Origin of the sequence: Microbulbifer variabilis ATCC 700307 (assembly GCF_000380565.1) — a bacterium.
Taxonomy (GTDB): domain Bacteria; phylum Pseudomonadota; class Gammaproteobacteria; order Pseudomonadales; family Cellvibrionaceae; genus Microbulbifer; species Microbulbifer variabilis.
The window spans coordinates 23,190-41,955 of the sequence record NZ_AQYJ01000020.1 but is presented as its reverse complement, the minus strand read 5'-3'; the positions used below and the strand labels follow the sequence as shown (position 1 = coordinate 41,955).

The 18,766-nt window shown below is 54.3% G+C and carries 18 protein-coding genes; 6 read left to right on the top strand and 12 right to left on the bottom strand.

From position 1 onward, the window contains the following. The first annotated feature begins 219 nt into the window (after positions 1-219). The 5 genes from trpE to trpC all read left to right on the top strand — a co-directional run bounded on the left by trpE (position 220) and on the right by trpC (position 5,068). Positions 220-1,731 (top strand): anthranilate synthase component I, encoded by a 1,512-nt coding sequence (gene trpE / locus G367_RS0102455; protein WP_020411505.1) that lies wholly within the window; start codon positions 220-222, stop codon positions 1,729-1,731. Next, complete coding sequence (locus G367_RS0102450) at positions 1,718-2,581, top strand: ion transporter (protein ID WP_020411504.1); 864 nt, start codon at positions 1,718-1,720, stop codon at positions 2,579-2,581. Before trpE ends, G367_RS0102450 begins: the two co-directional genes overlap by 14 nt. After that, positions 2,578-3,156 (top strand): anthranilate synthase component II, encoded by a 579-nt coding sequence (locus tag G367_RS0102445; RefSeq protein ID WP_020411503.1) that lies wholly within the window; start codon positions 2,578-2,580, stop codon positions 3,154-3,156. Before G367_RS0102450 ends, G367_RS0102445 begins: the two co-directional genes overlap by 4 nt. 71 nt (positions 3,157-3,227) lie before the next feature. Then, on the top strand, positions 3,228-4,277 hold the full coding sequence (gene trpD, locus G367_RS0102440) for an anthranilate phosphoribosyltransferase (RefSeq protein WP_020411502.1): 1,050 nt from the start codon (positions 3,228-3,230) through the stop codon (positions 4,275-4,277). Next, positions 4,274-5,068 carry an indole-3-glycerol phosphate synthase TrpC gene (trpC, locus tag G367_RS0102435; protein ID WP_020411501.1) on the top strand — a complete coding sequence of 265 codons (795 nt, stop codon included), beginning with the start codon at positions 4,274-4,276 and terminating at the stop codon, positions 5,066-5,068. The genes trpD and trpC overlap by 4 nt, the downstream gene beginning before the upstream one ends. Before the next feature lie 80 nt (positions 5,069-5,148). Here the strand turns inward: trpC and crp are convergent, their stop codons facing one another. Further along, a complete protein-coding gene (gene crp / locus G367_RS0102430; protein WP_051089460.1) occupies positions 5,149-5,799 on the bottom strand; it encodes a cAMP-activated global transcriptional regulator CRP in 651 nt (216 codons plus the stop codon). 300 nt (positions 5,800-6,099) lie between these two features. Between crp and G367_RS0102425 the strand changes: the two genes are divergently transcribed. After that, entirely contained in the window at positions 6,100-6,507 is a 408-nt protein-coding gene (locus G367_RS0102425) for an OsmC family protein (RefSeq protein WP_020411499.1), read from the top strand. 104 nt (positions 6,508-6,611) lie between these two features. Here the strand turns inward: G367_RS0102425 and coq7 are convergent, their stop codons facing one another. The 11 genes from coq7 to G367_RS0102370 all read right to left on the bottom strand — a co-directional run bounded on the left by coq7 (position 6,612) and on the right by G367_RS0102370 (position 18,739). After that, entirely contained in the window at positions 6,612-7,256 is a 645-nt protein-coding gene (gene coq7, locus G367_RS0102420; RefSeq protein WP_020411498.1) for a 2-polyprenyl-3-methyl-6-methoxy-1,4-benzoquinone monooxygenase, read from the bottom strand. Between the two features lie 54 nt (positions 7,257-7,310). Further along, positions 7,311-8,615: a phosphoribosylamine--glycine ligase gene (gene purD, locus G367_RS0102415; protein ID WP_020411497.1), complete on the bottom strand. Its 1,305-nt coding sequence runs from the start codon at positions 8,613-8,615 to the stop codon at positions 7,311-7,313. Between the two features lie 192 nt (positions 8,616-8,807). Beyond that, a complete protein-coding gene (gene purH / locus G367_RS0102410; RefSeq protein ID WP_020411496.1) occupies positions 8,808-10,379 on the bottom strand; it encodes a bifunctional phosphoribosylaminoimidazolecarboxamide formyltransferase/IMP cyclohydrolase in 1,572 nt (523 codons plus the stop codon). A gap of 143 nt (positions 10,380-10,522) precedes the next feature. After that, positions 10,523-10,831, bottom strand: coding sequence for a DNA-binding transcriptional regulator Fis (gene fis, locus G367_RS0102405; RefSeq protein ID WP_020411495.1), 309 nt, complete (start codon positions 10,829-10,831; stop codon positions 10,523-10,525). Continuing rightward, on the bottom strand, positions 10,828-11,820 hold the full coding sequence (gene dusB, locus G367_RS0102400) for a tRNA dihydrouridine synthase DusB (protein WP_020411494.1): 993 nt from the start codon (positions 11,818-11,820) through the stop codon (positions 10,828-10,830). The genes fis and dusB overlap by 4 nt, the downstream gene beginning before the upstream one ends. Positions 11,821-12,015: 195 nt before the next feature. After that, positions 12,016-13,293 carry a DUF3426 domain-containing protein gene (locus G367_RS0102395; protein ID WP_020411493.1) on the bottom strand — a complete coding sequence of 426 codons (1,278 nt, stop codon included), beginning with the start codon at positions 13,291-13,293 and terminating at the stop codon, positions 12,016-12,018. A gap of 75 nt (positions 13,294-13,368) precedes the next feature. After that, positions 13,369-14,250 carry a 50S ribosomal protein L11 methyltransferase gene (gene prmA / locus G367_RS0102390; protein WP_020411492.1) on the bottom strand — a complete coding sequence of 294 codons (882 nt, stop codon included), beginning with the start codon at positions 14,248-14,250 and terminating at the stop codon, positions 13,369-13,371. Positions 14,251-14,381: 131 nt separating this feature from the next. Beyond that, the gene (gene accC, locus G367_RS0102385; RefSeq protein WP_020411491.1) at positions 14,382-15,722 is read right to left on the bottom strand and encodes an acetyl-CoA carboxylase biotin carboxylase subunit; all 1,341 of its coding nucleotides are present in this window, start codon (positions 15,720-15,722) and stop codon (positions 14,382-14,384) included. A 14-nt stretch (positions 15,723-15,736) separates the two neighbouring features. After that, positions 15,737-16,204: an acetyl-CoA carboxylase biotin carboxyl carrier protein gene (gene accB / locus G367_RS0102380; protein ID WP_020411490.1), complete on the bottom strand. Its 468-nt coding sequence runs from the start codon at positions 16,202-16,204 to the stop codon at positions 15,737-15,739. 24 nt (positions 16,205-16,228) lie between these two features. Beyond that, complete coding sequence (aroQ, locus tag G367_RS0102375) at positions 16,229-16,684, bottom strand: type II 3-dehydroquinate dehydratase (protein WP_020411489.1); 456 nt, start codon at positions 16,682-16,684, stop codon at positions 16,229-16,231. Between the two features lie 258 nt (positions 16,685-16,942). After that, positions 16,943-18,739 carry a protein-disulfide reductase DsbD family protein gene (locus G367_RS0102370; RefSeq protein ID WP_245556644.1) on the bottom strand — a complete coding sequence of 599 codons (1,797 nt, stop codon included), beginning with the start codon at positions 18,737-18,739 and terminating at the stop codon, positions 16,943-16,945. Between the last annotated feature and the right edge of the window lie 27 nt (positions 18,740-18,766).

Here is an 18,766-nt window from a genome sequence, read left to right as displayed (position 1 = left end):
GGTAACCCCTTGCCCGCCGCATACGGGATTTGTAAACTTGTGCGCCTGCACTGAGGGAATTTCCGTGAATCACACTATCCCCACAACAACCAGCTGGCGATGGCGCCACTGATCCGCTAAGGCCAATTTGGTAGCTGCTACCATTCCGGCCACCTTTCCTGTGGGCGCTATCTATACTCTGGCGCCAACCTAAAAAACGCAAAATAGACCGGAGTCTCTATGACCCCAAGCGAATACGCCCAACTTGTGTCTGCGGGCTACAACCGCATACCGCTGGTGCGCCGAGTGCTGGCTGATATTGAAACACCTTTGTCCACTTACCTGAAACTTGCAGCTGGGCGTTACAGTTACCTGCTTGAGTCGGTGCAGGGGGGAGAGAAGTGGGGACGATATTCTATTATCGGTTTGCCAGCACGTACCGTCCTACGAGTGAGTGGTAACGAAGTAACTATTGAGCGGGATGGCGAAGTAGTAGAAAGCCACGCCCCGGAAGATCCCCTGACGTTTGTAGAAGAATTCCAACAGTACTATCGGGTGCCGGAGCTACCTGACCTACCGCGTTTCAATGGCGGTCTTGTTGGTTACTTTGGTTATGATTGCGTGCGCTATATAGAGCCCCGTTTGGCGCACAGTATGCCAGTAGATACTCTGGGTAACCCAGATATTCTATTGATGGTCAGTGATGAGCTGGTAGTTTTCGATAACCTCGCCGGTGCAGTTATTTTTATTGTGCATGCAGATCCAATACAAAAAGACGCATATGAGTATGCCCAGAAACGTCTCGACCAACTTGTTACTCGCCTGGCGCAGCCTTTACCAAATACGGTACCCCTGGACCTGGATGGTAAAGGCATAGAGGAAAGTGCGTTTCACTCTCACTTTGGAGAAGAAAATTTTAAGCAGGCCGTAAGACGGGTCAAGGAATATGTACTGGCTGGGGATGTTATGCAGGTGGTGCCGTCGCAGCGCCTGTCTGCCCCGTTCGATGCGCCGCCACTGAACTTTTATCGCGCCTTGCGCAGCCTGAACCCCTCTCCTTATATGTATTTTCTGGACCTTGGCGACCATCAGGTGGTGGGCTCGAGCCCCGAAATCCTGGTGCATCTGGAAGAGGGGGAGATGACAGTACGGCCACTGGCTGGAACCCGCCGCCGGGGGGCCTCAGAAGAGGAGGACCGGGCTTTGGAGCGGGAATTGCTGGCTGATCCTAAGGAGCGGGCGGAGCACCTGATGCTTATTGACCTTGGCCGTAATGATGTGGGCAGGGTGGCGGCAACCGGCAGTGTGCAGGTGACCGAGCAGATGGTTGTAGAGCGCTACTCCCATGTAATGCATATCACTTCTAATGTAACAGGCCAACTGAGGGATGGTCTCTCAGGTATGGATGCGCTACGCGCGGCCCTACCGGCCGGCACTTTGTCCGGGGCGCCGAAGATTCGGGCTATGGAGATCATTGATGAATTGGAGCCTGAAAAGCGGGGTATCTACGGTGGTGCGGTAGGCTATTTGGCATGGAATGGCAATATGGATACCGCTATTGCTATTCGCACAGCGGTAATCAAGGATGGTCAGTTATTTATCCAGGCCGGCGCCGGTCTGGTCGCTGATTCCGATCCCCAGTCAGAATGGGATGAAACCATGAATAAAGCCCGCGCGCTTTTCCGAGCGGCGGGCATGGCTCTGGCCAGTAGTAGTAAAGATGTAAAGACCGAGAACAATGAGCGAAGTTAGTATTGCCCAAAAACCTACCCTGGCGTTACGTTGCCAGAAAATTGTCGAAGCCCCGCTGTTTAACCAGATGATCATCGGCATGATCCTGTTAAGCGGTATCGCAGTGGGATTGGAAACCTCAAATTGGGTAGTGGAACGCTTTGGCGCACTATTGGGGGGGATTAACCAGCTGGTACTTGGCGCTTTTATTCTGGAGGCGCTGATAAAAATTGCTGCCCATGGCTCGCGCCCCTGGCGTTACTTCTCCAGCGGCTGGAACTGCTTTGATTTCACTATTATTGCTCTCAGCTTAATACCGGCGGCCGGGCCGCTAGCTACTTTGGCGCGTCTGGTACGGGTTTTGAGAGTATTGCGCCTGGTCTCGGCCTTCCCTGAATTGCGCACTCTGGTGGATACCTTGTTGCGCAGTCTGCCGAGTATGTTGCACATAGCATTGCTGATGGGGATTATTTTTTATATTTATGGGGTGGCGGGTTACTTCCTGTTTCACGATGTGGATCCGACCCATTGGCGTAGCCTGCCGATTGCGCTGTTGAGTCTATTCCGCATTGTGACTTTTGAGGATTGGACCGACATTATGTATACGGCCATGGATGCGATGCCTTGGGCCTGGGTCTACTTTATCAGCTTCGTGGTAATGGGTGCTTTCGTAATGATCAACCTGTTTATCGGAGTGGTACTTAATAACCTGGAAGAGGCCAAACTGCGGCGTATGGATGAGCTGTGCCTGCCACCAAGCCAAACTGAAATCCTGCGCGAATTGCGCGCTACCCAGGCATCGCTAGCGCGTCTGCAAAAGCGTATGGAAGCGACTACTAATGTTTCTGAGGCTAAGGGAGCCGGACAATGATTTTAATGATCGACAACTACGACTCCTTTACCTGGAATGTGGTGCAGTACCTGGAGGAGTTGGGTGCAGAAGTCGTGGTTAAGCGTAACGATGAAGTCACTCTGGAGGAAATCGAGCAGATGGCCCCTGAGAAAATTGTTATTTCACCGGGGCCCTGCACACCCAACGAAGCGGGAATATCCCTTGAGGCGATCAGGCACTTTGCTGGACGCACTCCTATCCTGGGAATTTGCCTGGGCCACCAGAGTATTGGTCAGGTTTTTGGTGGCAGGGTAGTGCGTGCGGGTCAGGTTATGCATGGAAAAACCTCGCCTATAGTGCACAACAATCTGGGGGTGTTTCACGGTCTGTCCAACCCCTTCGAGGCGACGCGCTATCACTCCCTGGTTGTGGAAAAAAGCAGTCTTCCTGAGTGCCTTGAGGTTACAGCCTGGACCGAGACAGAAGCCGGAGAGATTGATGAGATTATGGGGCTTCGCCACCGCGAGTTGGCGATAGAGGGTGTGCAATTTCACCCTGAGTCAATTCTCACCATGCATGGCCACGATATGTTAAGGAATTTTATTGAGTCCTGATATCTAAGGGCAAATGTCGCGGGGCCTTGGTCCCGATTGAATAAATTAGCGAGCAGGGCAAAGGGGACACCATGAATATCCAACAAGCCATAGCGAAACTGGTGGATGGAGAGCACCTCACCCGTGCGGAAATGCGCGAAACTGTGGGCCAGATAATGCGAGGCGAGACTCAGGAGGCACAAATAGGTGCGTTACTGATAGCCCTGCGCATTCGCGGTGAAACTGTTGATGAGATTGTCGGCGCAGTGGAAACCATGCGTGAGTTGGCAACAAAAGTAAACCTGAACCTGGACAATACGGTGGATATTGTCGGTACCGGCGGTGATGGTGCAAATCTCTTTAATGTATCCAGTGCCAGTAGTTTTGTGGCAGCAGCAGCGGGGGCCAAAGTAGCCAAACACGGCAATCGCTCGGTGTCCTCCAGCAGCGGTTCGGCAGATCTGCTGGAGCGGGCTGGAGTTTATTTGGAATTAAGCCCTGAGCAAATGGCGCGTTGCGTTGAGACTATTGGGATTGGTTTTATGTTTGCCCCTAGTTTCCACAGCGCTGTACGTCATGTCGGGCCTGCACGCAAAGCACTGGGTTTGCGTACTATTTTTAATTTGCTCGGCCCTTTGACTAACCCTGCAGGAGTCACCCGCAAGGTGATAGGTGTTTATGAAAAACGCTATTGCCGTTTGCTGGCAGAAGTTTTGCAGCGGCTGGGCTCCGAGCATGTACTGGTATTACATAGTGAAGATGGTCTGGATGAGGCCAGTATTGCTGCAGATACCCATGCGGTGGAACTTAAAGATGGCACCATTAATGAGTTTACCCTTACCCCTGAGGATTTCTCTATTGAGCGCCGCGATCTGAGTGGCCTGATCGTATCGGGTTCGCAGGAGTCTTTGGCGCTAATTCGCGATGCCTTGGGTAAGCGCGAAACCGAAGCAGGGCAGAAAGCTGCCGATATTATTGCCCTCAACGCCGGTCTCGCCATTTATGTGAGTGGTGTAGCCGGTAGTGCAGAACAGGGAATTGCCATGGCGCAGGATGCCATCGACAGTGGCCTGGCTGCGGAAAAAATGAATGATCTGGCCGCTTTTACCAGCGCCTTTCGCCCCGAGGAAGTAAAGTCGTGAGTACGCCAACAATTTTAAAAACCATAATTGAGCGCAAATGGCAGGAAGTGGCTGAGCGCAAATCTCAGTGCGGTCTGGAGACAATGCGGCTGAGAGCACAGGACCAGCCGCCGGTGCGGGGGTTTGTTGATGCTTTAGAGCGCAAAATTAATGGGGGCGAAGCTGCAGTGATTGCCGAGATCAAAAAGGCATCGCCCAGTAAAGGTGTTATCCGCGAGGATTTCCTACCGGCGGAAATAGCGACCAGCTATGAAAAAGGCGGGGCTGCCTGTTTGTCGGTGCTTACCGATATCGATTTTTTCCAGGGGGCAGACAGCTATTTACAACAGGCGCGTAATGCAGTGCGCCTGCCGGTGTTGCGTAAAGATTTTACTGTGGACCCTTTTCAACTCTACGAGGCCCGGGCAATCGGTGCCGACTGTATACTATTAATTGCCGCTTGCCTGGATGACCAGCAGATGCAGGACTTGAACAGTTTGGCCCTGGAATTGGGCTTGGATGTATTGGTGGAAGTGCACAATCGTTTGGAGCTGGAACGTGCGCTGGTGCTGCCAAATCGCTTGATTGGTATTAATAATCGCAACCTGCATACGTTTGAAGTTCAGCTGGAAAACACATTTAAATTGCTCGATCTGATTCCAGAGAATCGGATTGTGGTCACTGAAAGTGGAATACACACCACTGACGATGTTGCGGCCATGCGCGGCCACAATGTCAATACATTCCTGGTTGGGGAGGCATTTATGCGTGAGCAGGAACCCGGGCGCAAATTGATGGAAATGTTTAACTGAAGTGTAAGAACGAATTGTGATTACACTCACATAAAAAAGGGCGATCTTTGGATCGCCCTTTTTTATTAAGATGAGTAAGATTAACGTGTGCCGTAAACCACCATGGTTTTTCCTTTTACGGATACTAAACCTTGCTCTTCCAGGGTTTTTAGTACACGCCCAACCATTTCGCGGGAACAGCCTACAATCCGGCCGATTTCCTGGCGAGTAATTTTAATTTGCATCCCCTCTGGGTGAGTCATCGCATCCGGTTCATTGCACAGATCCAATAGGGTGCGTGCGACACGTCCAGTGACGTCTAGGAAGGCCAAATCGCCCACTTTGCGTGTGGTGTTGCGCAAGCGGCCGGCCATTTGAGTTGCCAGTGCGAAAAGGAATTCTGGGTGTTGGCGGGTGAGCTCCTGAAACTTGGTATAGGAGATTTCTGCTACCTCACATTCAGTCTTGGTGCGGACCCAAGCACTGCGGGTATCCTGATCGAACAGGCCCATTTCTCCGAAAAAGTCTCCATCATTCAGATAGGCGACGATCATTTCACGGCCTTCATCGTCCTCAATCAGAACAGTAACAGAACCGCGCATAATGAAATAAAGGGATTCACAGCGGTCGCCTGCATAGATAATCGTACTTTTGGCCGGGTAGCGACGCCGGTGGCAGTGGGCCAGAAAGTCTTCAATATTGCCGATAGTCATGGGGTCTTCGATAGCAACCGTCACGGATTTATTCCTCATTTTTTGTCTCGTGCCCTATCCCGGCTTTAGCAGCTGAGCACTATTGAATTATCGCGCGAAAAAAGAGTCCCCAACAGAGGCAGGCCACAGCAAAGTTCCGCATTGTGACCTGTGACACCCTGGCGCCGGTGGGATTGGACTCCAGAGCCGATCGGACGTTCACCGACGAGCTTTGAAATTGCACTGAAATACATTCCGCGCGGAGGCGTGGCTAACACTATACCGGAAATAGTAAGTCGTCGGGATAAACTTGTACGGTATGCTAAGCTTCGCGACTGGAATTTTTGTGGGAGTATGGCGATGCAGGGCAAGGTAACCTGGGTTAACGATTTAACCTTTGTCGGCGAGGCTGGCAGCGGTAATTCGATAGTCATGGAAGGTGGACGCACAAACAACGGCGTTCGCCCCATGGAAATGATTCTGCTCGGTGTTGGTGGTTGCGCCGCTTACGATGTGGTTTCTATATTACAAAAAGCCCGCCAGAACATTATTTCCTGTCATTGTGAGCTCAATGGAGTACGCCCGGATACGACACCGTCGCCATTTGAGCGGATCGAAATGGAATTTGTGGTGCGTGGCCGCGGTTTAAAAGAATCCCATGTAGCGCGCGCGGTGGAGCTGTCTGCGGAAAAATATTGCTCAGCTTCTATTATGCTGCGAAGCGCGGGTGTGGAAATAGTACATAGCTATCGAGTTGAAGAGGAATAAGGGGTGTTTTTAATCGGTCTGGGCATGGCAGGCTGGTGACTGCTGCCACTCAATATCCAGCCGGTGAATTCACTGGGTTTTTACTAGTACCCAGTGAATGCCCATTAGATTTTGTAACTGGCTGAAGTCATTACTTTGGCTACCAGTGACATTGCGCCCTTAACCGGAGCCGGGAATCGTTTGCCCCCCGCTGCCAGGGCTGCATGGGCGTGCTCATCCTCATCAATCAGCATTTGTTCCACAACCGCACGACTTTTTTTGTCCTGGGGTGGGAGTTGCTGCAAATGATTTCGCAAGTGTTTGCAAACCCGTTCTTCTGTTGCGGCGACAAACCCGAGGCTAATGCGGTCGCTAACTTTGCCAGCGGCGGCACCCAAGCCAAAAGACAGTCCGTACCAGAGGGGGTTAAGTAAACTGGGACGACTGTCCAGCTCCCTCAGCCGCTGCTCACACCAGGCCAAGTGATCAATCTCCTCATCGGCAGCGCGTTCCATCTCACCTCGTACCTCAGGTAGCTTCGCCGTGAGGGCCTGCCCTTGGTACAGGGCTTGGGCACATACTTCACCGCTGTGGTTGACACGCATCAGGCCGACAGAGTGACGGCGCTCGGTATCGCTGAACTCGGCCTCGGGCTCTTCTTTGGCTGGGGAGGGGCGTGTATGACAGGGTTCTCCCGGGCTCAAGGTGCGCAGCGCCCTATCAGCCTGAATGAGCAGGCGGTCCAGGCCGCTCAGGTTGCGTTCACTCATATTCTACTGCTCCTCTATTACGGCAACTGCTGAGGCAGTCGCCGTGAGTGGCTTTTACTGCTTGTCACTAACAGTGGCTTCTTCTCTTTCGACAGCGCGGTAGCCGATATCTTTCCGGAAGAACACGCCGTCCCAGTAGATAGTCCGAGCTGATTCATAGGCATTTTCCTGGGCTTCGGCGACAGTATCTCCCAATGCTGTCGCGCACAGCACCCGGCCACCATTGGTGACTACGCGCTCACCATCCAGTGCGGTACCGGCGTGGAAGACCTTGGCGTTGTCACTGTCTGCTTTGTCCAGGCCGCTGATGGCATCGCCTTTGCGGTAGCTGCCGGGATATCCGTGCGCGGCAAGGACCACACCCAGGGCAGGGCGGGGGTCCCACTCAGCAGTGACGGTATCCAATTTATTGTCCAGAGCGGCCATGCACAGGTCGACTAGGTCCGACTTCAGGCGAATCATAATTGGCTGGGTTTCCGGATCGCCAAAGCGGCAGTTGTACTCGATGACCTTCGGAGTACCGTCGCTATCGATCATCAGGCCGGCGTAAAGGAAACCGGTGTAAGGCGTACCCTCAGAAGCAAGACCTTTAACAGTGGGTTCGATTACTTCTTGCATAATGCGCTGGTAAATGGTGTCGGTCACTACCGGTGCCGGGGAGTAGGCACCCATACCGCCCGTATTGGGGCCGGTATCGCCATCGCCAACGCGCTTGTGATCCTGGCTGGTGGCCATCGGCAGGATATTTTCTCCGTCCACCATCACGATAAAGCTCGCTTCCTCACCCTGGAGGAACTCCTCGATAACCACGCGGCAGCCGGCTTCACCAAAGGCGTTTCCAGACAGCATATCGCGTACAGCGAGCTCAGCCTGCTCTTCGGTTTCGGCAACGATCACACCCTTGCCCGCAGCCAAGCCGTCGGCTTTAACTACGATGGGCGCGCCGCGCTCGCGAATGTAGGCAACCGCCGGCTCCACTTCGGTGAAATTGCGGTAGGCAGCGGTGGGGATTTTGTGGCGCTCGAGAAAGTCCTTGGTAAAGGCTTTGGAGCCCTCCAGTTGGGAAGCGCCTTTACTGGGGCCAAAAATGGCGAGGCCACGGGCATTAAAGAAATCGACAACACCCTCTACCAGCGGCGCTTCCGGGCCGACAATCGTTAGTTCTACGCCGTTTTCCTCGGCGAAATCTGCCAGGGCGGCGAAGTTATCCACACCGATTGCGATATTTTCCAGCTTGGGTTCGCGGGCAGTGCCGGCGTTGCCCGGGGCAACATAGACGGTACCGACATTTGGGTTTTGCGCTGCTTTCCACGCCAGGGCGTGCTCGCGGCCACCTGATCCGATAACCAATACGTTCATTCTTAAATCCCCCCTAAGTCGACCGATCCGGTCCATTGCACAGGTTATAGGTGTGCTAGTTTAACGTGGAATTGATTCTGGGGCCTGAGTCTCGCCCTTGGATTCAAATGATTTGTGCAGGCTGGTAAGTATCGATACTTCCCAGCCCGTTGATCATAGCCCGCAACAGTAAGCATTTGCGGGCGCACAATCTTAGTGGCGGAAGTGGCGCATACCGGTAAATACCATGGCCATATTGTGCTCATCCGCTGCGGCGATCACTTCTTCATCGCGCATGGAACCGCCGGGCTGGATGACCGCCTGGATTCCCACAGCGGCAGCATTATCGATGCCGTCGCGGAAGGGGAAGAAGGCATCGGAAGCCATAACGGACCCTGCAACGGCGAGACCGGCGTGCTCGGCCTTGATCGCGGCGATGCGTGCGGAGTTTACGCGGCTCATCTGGCCCGCGCCCACACCCACGGTGCGACCGTCCTTGCCGTATACGATGGCATTGGATTTTACGAACTTGGCCACTTTCCAGGTAAACAGCAGATCGCGGATTTCTTCTTCAGTGGGCTGGCGCTTGGAGACTACTTTCAGGTCGGCAGCGGTGATCAGGCCGTCGTCGCGGTCCTGAACCAGCAGGCCGCCATTAACGCGCTTGTAGTCCAGTGCCGGGGTGCGCTCGCTGCTCCACTGGCCGCATACCAGCAGGCGCAGGTTCTTCTTCTCGGCAATGGCCTGTTTGGCCTCTTCGGAGACTGACGGTGCGATAATGACTTCAACAAACTGTCGCTCGACGATCGCGCGGGCAGTGGCGCCATCGAGTTCCCGGTTGAAGGCGATGATACCGCCAAAGGCGGATTCGCTGTCGGTAGCGAAAGCCAGGTCGTAGGCCTTGTGAATATCTTCAGCAATCGCCACACCGCAGGGATTGGCGTGTTTGACGATCACGCAAGCGGGGTGTTCGAAGGACTTCACGCACTCCAGCGCGGCATCGGTATCGGCGATATTGTTGTAGGACAGCTCTTTGCCCTGCAGCTGGGTGGCAGTGGAAATACTGGCCTCAGCTGGGTTGGCTTCGGTATAGAAAGCGGATTTCTGGTGCGGGTTCTCACCGTAGCGCAGGTCCAGCTTCTTGATGAATTGGCTGTTGTAGGTACGCGGGAACAACTGCTTTTCTTCGCCTTTAATGGCGCCCAGGTAATTGGCAATAGCGCCGTCATAGCCCGCCGTGTGCTCAAAGGCTTTTACCGCCAGGTCAAAGCGGCTGGCGTGGCTCAAGGTGCCATCGTTAGCTTTCATTTCTTCGATGATGTGGCCGTAATCGCTGGCATTGACCACGATAGTGACATCTTTGTGGTTCTTGGCGGCAGCGCGAACCATGGTGGGGCCGCCGATATCGATATTCTCGATAGCGTCTTCGAGGGAACAGTCGGGCTTGGCAACGGTTTGAGCGAAGGGGTAGAGGTTAACCACCACCATATCGATCGGGGTGATACCGTGCTCGCCCATGATGGCATCATCGGTACCACGGCGCCCCAGAATGCCGCCGTGTACTTTCGGGTGCAGAGTTTTGACACGGCCGTCCATCATTTCAGGGAAACCGGTGTAGTCGGAAACTTCTACCACGGGAATACCCGCTTCCTTGAGCTGGCGGTGGGTTCCGCCGGTGGAAAGAATCTCAACCCCCATTGCGGAGAGCTGTTGAGCGAACTCTACAATGCCACTCTTGTCAGAGACACTAATTAGAGCGCGGCGGATGGAAACCTTGTCTGTCATTGCACTTGATCCAACTGGTTTTCGAAAAGGATGTTTAAAGGGTTTTAGCGGTTGTCCACTGTGGCAACAAAAACGCTGCCGGGAAAATAGCGAAGGGGGATGAGTTACCTCATCCCCCTTCAATATTTCGCTCGGTGGGAAGCTTACAGCAGGCCGTAGCGCTTCAGCTTCTTGCGCAGGGTGCCACGGTTGAGACCCAGTAATTGCGCGGCGCGGGTCTGGTTGTGGCGGGTGTATTTCATCACCACTTCGAGCATGGGCGCTTCGATCTCCGACAGCACCATGTCGTAGACATCGGTTACCATCTGGCCATCCAGGTGGCGGAAGTAGTTCTCCATTGCGTGCTCGACGGCATCGCGCAGGGACTGCTGCTGTGGCTGTGCCAGTTGAGTCTGCCCCCTGGAGGATACTTCTTCATTGCCAGTATCCGGAATCAATACTTCGTTATTCATGCCGCTTGTGCCCCTCTCGTTATTCGGCGTTCAAACCACTCGTGAACGCTGGCATGTTGTACTTCTGCACTCTCTATTTGGAAAAAGGTCTTGCGGAAGGACTCGCTATCCGCGAGCGTCTTCAAGTACCAGCCCACATGTTTGCGGGCGATACGGACCCCCATCACCTCACCGTAGAATCGGTGTAGTTCGCCCAAATGGGCGAGCAAAATATTCCTGACTTCATCCAATGTCGGTCCGGGTAGCCGCTCGCCAGTGGCGAGATAGTGGGCTATTTCCCGAAAAATCCATGGTCGTCCCTGTGCTGCACGGCCAATCATGACCGCTGATGCGCCAGTGTAATCGAGCACTTCTTGGGCTCTCTCGGCACTGGTGATGTCGCCATTGGCAAAAACCGGGATCTTCACCCTGGATACAATTTCGGCAATGGTATCGAATTCAGCCCGTCCGTGGTAGCCACAGGCACGAGTACGACCGTGTACCGCTAGAGCGGCAATCCCGGAATCCTCGGCCATCTTGGCTACAGTGACGCCATTGCGGGAATCCGGACACCAGCCGGTGCGGATCTTAAGGGTCACTGGGACGGAAACAGACTGGATTACAGCTTCAAGAATATCTGCAACCAGCTTTTCATCCCGCAGTAGGGCGGAGCCCGCTGCTTTTTTACACACCTTTTTTGCCGGGCAGCCCATATTGATATCGATAATCTGTGCGCCGCGACGCACGTTCTCCCGTGCGGCTTCCGCCATCATTTCGGGGTCACCACCGGCGATCTGTACCGATATCGGTGCCGTTTCTCCACCGTGGTCCAGGCGCAAGCGAGACTTGCGACTGTTCCATAAGCGTGTGTCCGAGGTCACCATTTCCGATACCACCAAACCAGCGCCGAGTTTTCGGCACAGCTGGCGGAAAGGGCGGTCGGTGACACCGGCCATGGGCGCCAGAATTACCGGGTTGTCGATAATATAGGGGCCAATGGCAGTAGACACGGTAGCTCCATTTGGGCTGTAAGAAGGACATCTCGGGCCCCGGCAAAAGAGCCGCCTATGATAGCGGCTGGCCCGATAATGGCAAAGCGAAAAAGCGGGCAATTTGATCGAACTCTATCCGTTTAGCCTGCAGAGTGTGCAATTTATGTGGCTTTTTGTGCCAGTTAACCTCTTTTGTTGGCGCACAATTATTTTTTACGGAGTGATTTTCATCTCATAATTTACTGCTTCAGCGCCTGGATCTACCACCTCAATAGCAATGTGTACAGGGCTGTCCTGAGGCATCAACCTGCGACCGGCCAGCTCCCCCTGCAAATATTCCAGGGGAGAAAATCGGCGGCTTGCGACATTACGATTTTTGAGGTCACTGAAATTCAATAGCAAGTTAGGGAAAGGCTGACCGTAATCAGCGGTATTGACCAGTACTGCATCCACTATCAGTGCGCCTTCCAACTGAGGATGGCTGCGCACCATCAGGTTGGTGGCTTGGATGGCGTTAAGGTCTCGGAGCTGGGGCAGCTTGCAACCGAGCAGTGGACATGCGGAAGCATAGATATTGCGCCAGGGTTGTTTTTTGCTGAGGGTGTCAAACTTGAAGTAGGCAATCTGGGCCAGCAATGTGGTGGTCAGCAGCGGTAGTAGCACCCACCAGACCCAAGATGGCATAACTTTCTTTTGTGGTGTCACTCCCCAGGACATCTCCAGGGGGGCGGGCTGGATAGCGGATATCAATTGTTCCCGCTCGGGCTCTATTTCTGTGTCCGCATCGAGCTCCTCACCGGAAGCAAAAAAAGGTTCACGACGTCCATCTGGGGCACTGTTTTGGGTAACCGGGTTTTCTTGTACGGAGTCATCAGGAATTGTTGTTGGTCCAGGATCGAATGTATCCGCCCTCTCTGCTTGAGATTCGAGGGGGTGGTCCCACGGGTCGCGGTCCCTGAAATGATCGTTGTACGAAGATATATTGGAATTATTGTCGTTATTACTTACCGAGCGGTGATCGAAATCGGAGACATCATCCCAATCCGGCTTGAGGAAGGACTCTAGATCCTCTTCGGGCTCCTCATGAGCAGTCTCGTCCTGCAGTTCCTGCCACTCATTGTCGCCGAAGGCGTCACCGATCAGTGAATCGGAGTTCGGCTTCCTATCAGCGTTTTGGGCATTATCTGCTTCTATCGCTTGGGGACTCTTGTCTGCCTTTCCTGCTGGAGTGGTCTCCTGCTCCTCGGGCGGGGACGGCTCATCGTCATCCAGTTCGATATCGTCGTGGATTAAGAAGTCGTCATCTTCCAGCAGAGCTTCTAGGTCGTTGCGGGTATTGGTGTTCTCGTCATTAAAGACGATGTTTTCGTCAGCGCGAAAAACCTGCAGGCAGGAGCCGCAACGCACTGCGCCGCGGGCGGCGCGCAATTGCTGGTCATTGATGTGGAAAGAGGTGCTGCAGTGGGGACAGCGGGTTACCAGTTGAGACATTCGACTATGGCGTAGTTTATTTTGCAGTCAAGTTTATCAGCCTGCTCGGCCCCCGCGTAGTGGTGGTTAGCCTATTTAACAGATACGGGTTCCACTCAAGCGCACCCAGCCTTCATGCACTCCGTCTTCATCAAATTCGACGTTTTGTGTATAGGCGGCTTTTACTTGCTCTGCTTGGGATATAAGAATGCCGGAAAGACAGATGCGCCCGCCGACTCTGGTTAATTTGATCAGCTCGGCGGCGAGTTCTACAAGAGGACCTGCGAGGATATTTGCCAGCATTACATCCACGTTTTCCTGTGGCATTTGCTCGGGTAAGTACACAGGAAAACGCTGCGGATCGATACCGTTGCGTTTGGCGTTATCGCGGCTTGCGATCAGGGCCTGGGGGTCAATATCTGTGCCCATTGCCCGCTCAGCACCCAGCAGCAAGGTGCCGATGCCAAGGATGCCGGAACCGCAGCCAAAGTCGATAATGCTTTTGCCCTGTAAAGGCTCCTGAGCCAACCATTGTAAGCAGAGGTAAGTGGTGGGGTGGGTGCCAGTGCCGAAGGCGAGGCCGGGGTCGAGTAGCAGATTAACCGACTCGGGGTGGGGTGGCTCACACCAACTGGGGCAAATCCATAAGTTGTCGCCGCACTGAATCGGCTTGTAGTGCGTCATCCACTCCCGCTCCCAGTCCTTATCTTCCAGTTGCTCCCAGCGAACGTTGGGAAGCAGCTCGCATAGATAAGAGGCTGCCTTGGCTTCGGTGACGGTAGTGTCGATTTCGGCGTCGAACAGACCGGTAACACGGGTCTGGTCCCATAAGGGTACTTCGCCCAGGCCAGGTTCAAGAATAGGCTGGTCTGCGTTGTCCTGCAGGGTGACGGAGACGGCACCGGCAAATAGCAGTGCGTTTTCAATTTTTTCCGCTTGTGCGCGATTGGTATCGACACGGAGTTGTAGCCAGGGCATAGAGGTTCCGTAATGAGTAACTGCTGTGGTGGGTGGTAAGTCCACCCGATCCCTGCGACGGATCGCCGTCCATGGCGCTTGGGTTCGTCGTCTGACGCAATTCTCTCCGACTTTATCCCTGCTGGCGAGGGTTAGAGTCCCAGCTTTTTCTCCAGATAATGAATATTGACCCCGCCTTTGGCAAAGGCCTCATCCCGAACCAATTCTTCCTGCAGTGGGATATTGGTTTTAATGCCATCAATGACCAACTCGGAGAGAGCTACTCGCATGCGCGCGAGAGCGGTATCCCGATCCTCCGCGTAGGTGATTACCTTGGCGATCATCGAGTCGTAATTGGGCGGCACCGAATAACCAGAGTAAAGGTGAGAATCCACACGTACGCCGAGGCCGCCGGGCATATGGAAATTATTCACTTTACCGGGGCTAGGGAAGAAGGTTTGTGGGTCCTCTGCGTTGATTCGGCATTCGAAGGCATGGCCGCGAATTACTATATCTTCCTGCTTCAGGGAGAGTTTCTCTCCGGCGCAGACGCGAATCTGTTCTTTGATCAAGTCGATGCCAGTAACCATTTCGGTGACTGGATGCTCCACCTGGATACGGGTGTTCATTTCAATAAAGTAGAAACGTTCGTTCTCGTAGAGAAACTCGAAGGTGCCAGCACCGCGATAGCCGATATCGATACAAGCCTGCACACAGGAATCCAGCACCTGTTTGCGTACGGCATCGGGGATGCCAGGGGCTGGAGCTTCCTCCAAAACCTTTTGATGGCGGCGCTGCAGTGAGCAATCCCGGTCACCCAGATGTATGGCATTCCCCTGGCCGTCGGACATTACCTGAATTTCCACATGACGCGGATTTTGCAGGAATTTCTCCATATATACAGTGCCGTCGCCAAAAGCAGCCTGAGCTTCGGATTTGGTGACAGCAATGGCATTGACCAGATTATCCGGGCTCTCTACCACACGCATGCCGCGACCACCGCCGCCCGCAGCAGCCTTAATGATGACGGGGTAACCGATATTCTGTGCGATCTCGAGGCAGCGCTCGCTGTTGTCTGGTAGCGGACCATCAGAGCCGGGCACCGTGGGGACCCCCGCTTTTTTCATTGCGGCAATTGCGGATACTTTATCGCCCATCAGGCGAATAACATCTGGATCCGGGCCGATAAAGGTAAAACCGCTCTTCTGCACCTGCTCGGCGAAGTCGGCGTTTTCGGCCAGGAAGCCGTAACCTGGGTGCACGGCCACCGCATCGGTAATTTCCATGGCGGAAATTAGGGCTGGTATATTCAGGTAGCTCTGCGGGGATGGGTTGGGGCCTATACAGACAGATTCATCTGCTAGGCGCACATGCTTCAAGTTGCGGTCCACCAGGGAGTGCACCGCCACAGTGGCGATGCCCATCTCTTTACAGGCGCGCAAAACCCGCAGGGCAATTTCGCCGCGGTTGGCGATCAGGATCTTGTCGAACATTGTGCCTACCCCGCTCAGACGATGGTCACGAGCGGCTGGTCAAACTCTACCGGTTGGCCATCTTCCAGCAGTATGGATTCGATAGTACCGGCTTTGTCAGCTTCGATCTGGTTCATCATCTTCATCGCCTCAACGATGCAAACCACATCGCCGATTTTCACTTGCTGGCCGACTTTCACGAAAGGCTCAGCACCGGGGCTGGGTGCCGCATAATAGGTGCCTACCATGGGGGATTTCACCGCATGACCGCTAACAGCGGGCTTGGACTCCTTTTCAGCTGGCGCAGTTGCTGCGCTTGGAGCGGGGGCTGCCGGTGCAGGAGCCGGTACGGCAGGGGCGCTGTACATCGGCATGACCTGCTGGTTCGCACCGCTCACTCCTCGACTTATGCGCACAGATTCTTCGCCTTCCTTGATCTCCAGCTCGCCGATATCCGATTCCTCGAGCAGTTCAATTAGTTTTTTAATTTTGCGGATATCCATAGTTCATTCACTCGCAGGTTTGATTCATTGGTTTCGAGGCGCCATTCCCAGTTGGTGTATGGCTGCCTGTATTGCCAGCGTGTAGCTGTGTGGGCCGAAGCCGCACACCACACCGCGGGCTATGTCGGATAAGTAAGAGTGGTGCCTGAATTTTTCCCTTGCGTGGGGATTGGACAGGTGTAATTCGATAAACGGTATGGCAACGGCGGCTAGGGCATCTCGCAGAGCGACACTGGTGTGGGTAAACGCCGCAGGGTTGATCACTATGAAATCAACGCCAGTGGAAGACGCCAAATGAATGCGGTCGATCAGGGCAGATTCGCTATTGCTTTGCATGGTCTCCAGCTCGTGCCCGGCATCCTCGCACTGGCGCTCAGCTGCTTCATCAATTTCCGCGAGGGTGCTGGCACCATAGATGTGCGGCTCACGAATGCCGAGCAGGTTGAGGTTGGGGCCGTGCAAGAGTAGGAGTCTAGCCATAATCTGCCTTGAGAATTGTTGCCGAAAAGCCACGAAATGTGGTCTAAAGTTGGCTATCTTGCGGGCAAACTCGAATTTTGGCCTATTTGCCCGAGTGCATTAGGCGAGTGTGCCGCAAAAGTGACTCCCTGTCCATGCCTGTTGAGCAGTTTATCGAAGTTAGCGGCAGTTCGGCGATATTGGGCTAAAAATTAGCGCAAAATATCCAGGTTGTGGCCTTTTTACCCCAGCGAATGGCTACAAAGGCGGAAGTTTCCTCTATGGGATAGATGATGTGCTTAGCCCGCCCTCTGCAGCGGCCTCGAGCTCCATGAGCAACTCCTCACGGGAGAGGATCTGAGGCAGGATTTTGGCGTCACCCCCGCCGGCAGGATAGAGCAAGTACAGGGGTACACTGGTACGTCCGTATTTTGTCAAAAGGGCACTGATATGCGGATCCTGGTTGGTCCAGTCCCCCTTCAGCGCCACGACCCCGAGCTCCTCAATAGCTTTGCTAACTGCATCGCTTGATAGCACCACCTTTTCGTTGGCGAGGCAGGTAATACACCAGGCCGCGGTCATATTGGCTAATACAGCGCGACCCTCTCCTCGTGCGGTTTCCAGCCTTTCTGCCGAATAGGGTTGCCAGTAGTCACTGGTTTGCTGTTGGGCCAGGGGTGTTGTGCTGAGACGCGGTAACAGCATTACTGCGAAAGCGAGCGCGGCAATTGCTACTGTACCGCGTAGCCAATGCCACTGGGGGCGCGGCCAGAGCCAGAGGGCAAATGCGATGGCAACCGTACCTGTGAGAATCAGGGTTACTCCATCTCCACCAGTCTGACGGCCCAGCACCCACAAGAGCCATACCGCAGTCAGGTACATGGGAAATGCCAGCAGCTGCTTGAGTCTATCCATCCAGGGGCCCGGTTGAGGTAGTTTTTTGACTAGACCGGGAATATAGGTCAGCAAAAGGAAGGGGAACGCCATACCAGCGCCCAGGGAGGCAAAAACACTCAGGGCAACGATGGCCGGTTGGGTTACTGCAAATCCCAGCGCAGAGCCCATCAATGGTGCCGTACAGGGACTTGCCACCAGAGTGGCCAGGGCTCCAGAAGTAACGGAGCCGCGTAGACCCTGGCTGTTATTCAGGTTGCTGCCGATACCCATCAGGCCGGCGCCAAACTCAGTGACTCCAGACAGGCTCAACCCCATGATAAAGAAGAGGTAGGCCAGTCCTGCCACCAGCCATGGGGACTGAAGCTGGAACCCCCAGCCGATCGCCTCACCACCGGCGCGCAGCGCCAGCATCACTGCGGCGATAGCAACGAAGCTCAGGACTACTCCCGCGGTGTATGCCCAGCCATGATGGTGACGCTGGCTGTCATTCTGAGCCGCCTGGCTCACGGCCAGTAGCTTGATCGAAAGCACCGGAAAAACACAGGGCATTAGGTTCAGCAGCAATCCGCCGGCGAAAGCGAACAGCAAGGCCAGAGGTAGGGTGATCGAGCTGCTGCCAGCATTGGCTCCCTGGGGTGGGGCGCCGGCCGTCGGATTGGCGACATTGGAGAAGCCGCCTTTCGCCGCCTCAATACTGCCGTCCGAGGTGTTTACGGTGTAGTGGCGGGTCTGGGGGGGGTAACACAGCCCTGCATCAGCGCAGCCCTGGTAGTGCAACTCCAGTTGCGCAGTACCAGCCGTGCTTTTAAGGGCAATAGGGAACTCCAGCTGACCGCGGTAGACTTCTGTCTCTTTCTCGAAATAATCGTCCCAGATCACTTCTCCATTTGGCAGATCCAGGGGCAGCTGGGTCTTTTGTCCACCAGCGATTTGATAGAGGGCAAGTTTGTCACGGTAAAGGTAGTATTCGGGGGCTATTTCAAAGATGGCACTGAGCTGACTGCCGTTGAGAAGCAGGTCTTGCCTGTAGGCTTCATCTACTGGCAGGAAGGTGTTGTCCTGCGAATTGCTTAGACTCGCAAAAGGGTTGTCTGGGCTCTGAGCCAGGGCTTTGGCACCAGACACAAACAGCAGGATCGCCAGCAGGGCGAGGAAATTATTTCTGAAACTTTTGGTCATCACAGCCATAGATGAAAAAATTCATTA

Bases quoted from the DNA above. Each gene is read 5' to 3' on its own strand.
- trpE (WP_020411505.1), top strand. From the start codon at position 220: ATGACCCCAAGCGAATACGCCCAACTTGTGTCTGCGGGCTACAACCGC.
- G367_RS0102450 (WP_020411504.1), top strand. From the start codon at position 1,718: ATGAGCGAAGTTAGTATTGCCCAAAAACCTACCCTGGCGTTACGTTGC.
- G367_RS0102445 (WP_020411503.1), top strand. From the start codon at position 2,578: ATGATTTTAATGATCGACAACTACGACTCCTTTACCTGGAATGTGGTG.
- trpD (WP_020411502.1), top strand. From the start codon at position 3,228: ATGAATATCCAACAAGCCATAGCGAAACTGGTGGATGGAGAGCACCTC.
- crp (WP_051089460.1), bottom strand. From the start codon at position 5,799: ATGAGGAATAAATCCGTGACGGTTGCTATCGAAGACCCCATGACTATC.
- G367_RS0102425 (WP_020411499.1), top strand. From the start codon at position 6,100: ATGCAGGGCAAGGTAACCTGGGTTAACGATTTAACCTTTGTCGGCGAG.
- coq7 (WP_020411498.1), bottom strand. From the start codon at position 7,256: ATGAGTGAACGCAACCTGAGCGGCCTGGACCGCCTGCTCATTCAGGCT.
- purD (WP_020411497.1), bottom strand. From the start codon at position 8,615: ATGAACGTATTGGTTATCGGATCAGGTGGCCGCGAGCACGCCCTGGCG.
- purH (WP_020411496.1), bottom strand. From the start codon at position 10,379: ATGACAGACAAGGTTTCCATCCGCCGCGCTCTAATTAGTGTCTCTGAC.
- fis (WP_020411495.1), bottom strand. From the start codon at position 10,831: ATGAATAACGAAGTATTGATTCCGGATACTGGCAATGAAGAAGTATCC.
- G367_RS0102395 (WP_020411493.1), bottom strand. From the start codon at position 13,293: ATGTCTCAACTGGTAACCCGCTGTCCCCACTGCAGCACCTCTTTCCAC.
- prmA (WP_020411492.1), bottom strand. From the start codon at position 14,250: ATGCCCTGGCTACAACTCCGTGTCGATACCAATCGCGCACAAGCGGAA.
- accC (WP_020411491.1), bottom strand. From the start codon at position 15,722: ATGTTCGACAAGATCCTGATCGCCAACCGCGGCGAAATTGCCCTGCGG.
- accB (WP_020411490.1), bottom strand. From the start codon at position 16,204: ATGGATATCCGCAAAATTAAAAAACTAATTGAACTGCTCGAGGAATCG.
- aroQ (WP_020411489.1), bottom strand. From the start codon at position 16,684: ATGGCTAGACTCCTACTCTTGCACGGCCCCAACCTCAACCTGCTCGGC.
- G367_RS0102370 (WP_245556644.1), bottom strand. From the start codon at position 18,739: ATGACCAAAAGTTTCAGAAATAATTTCCTCGCCCTGCTGGCGATCCTG.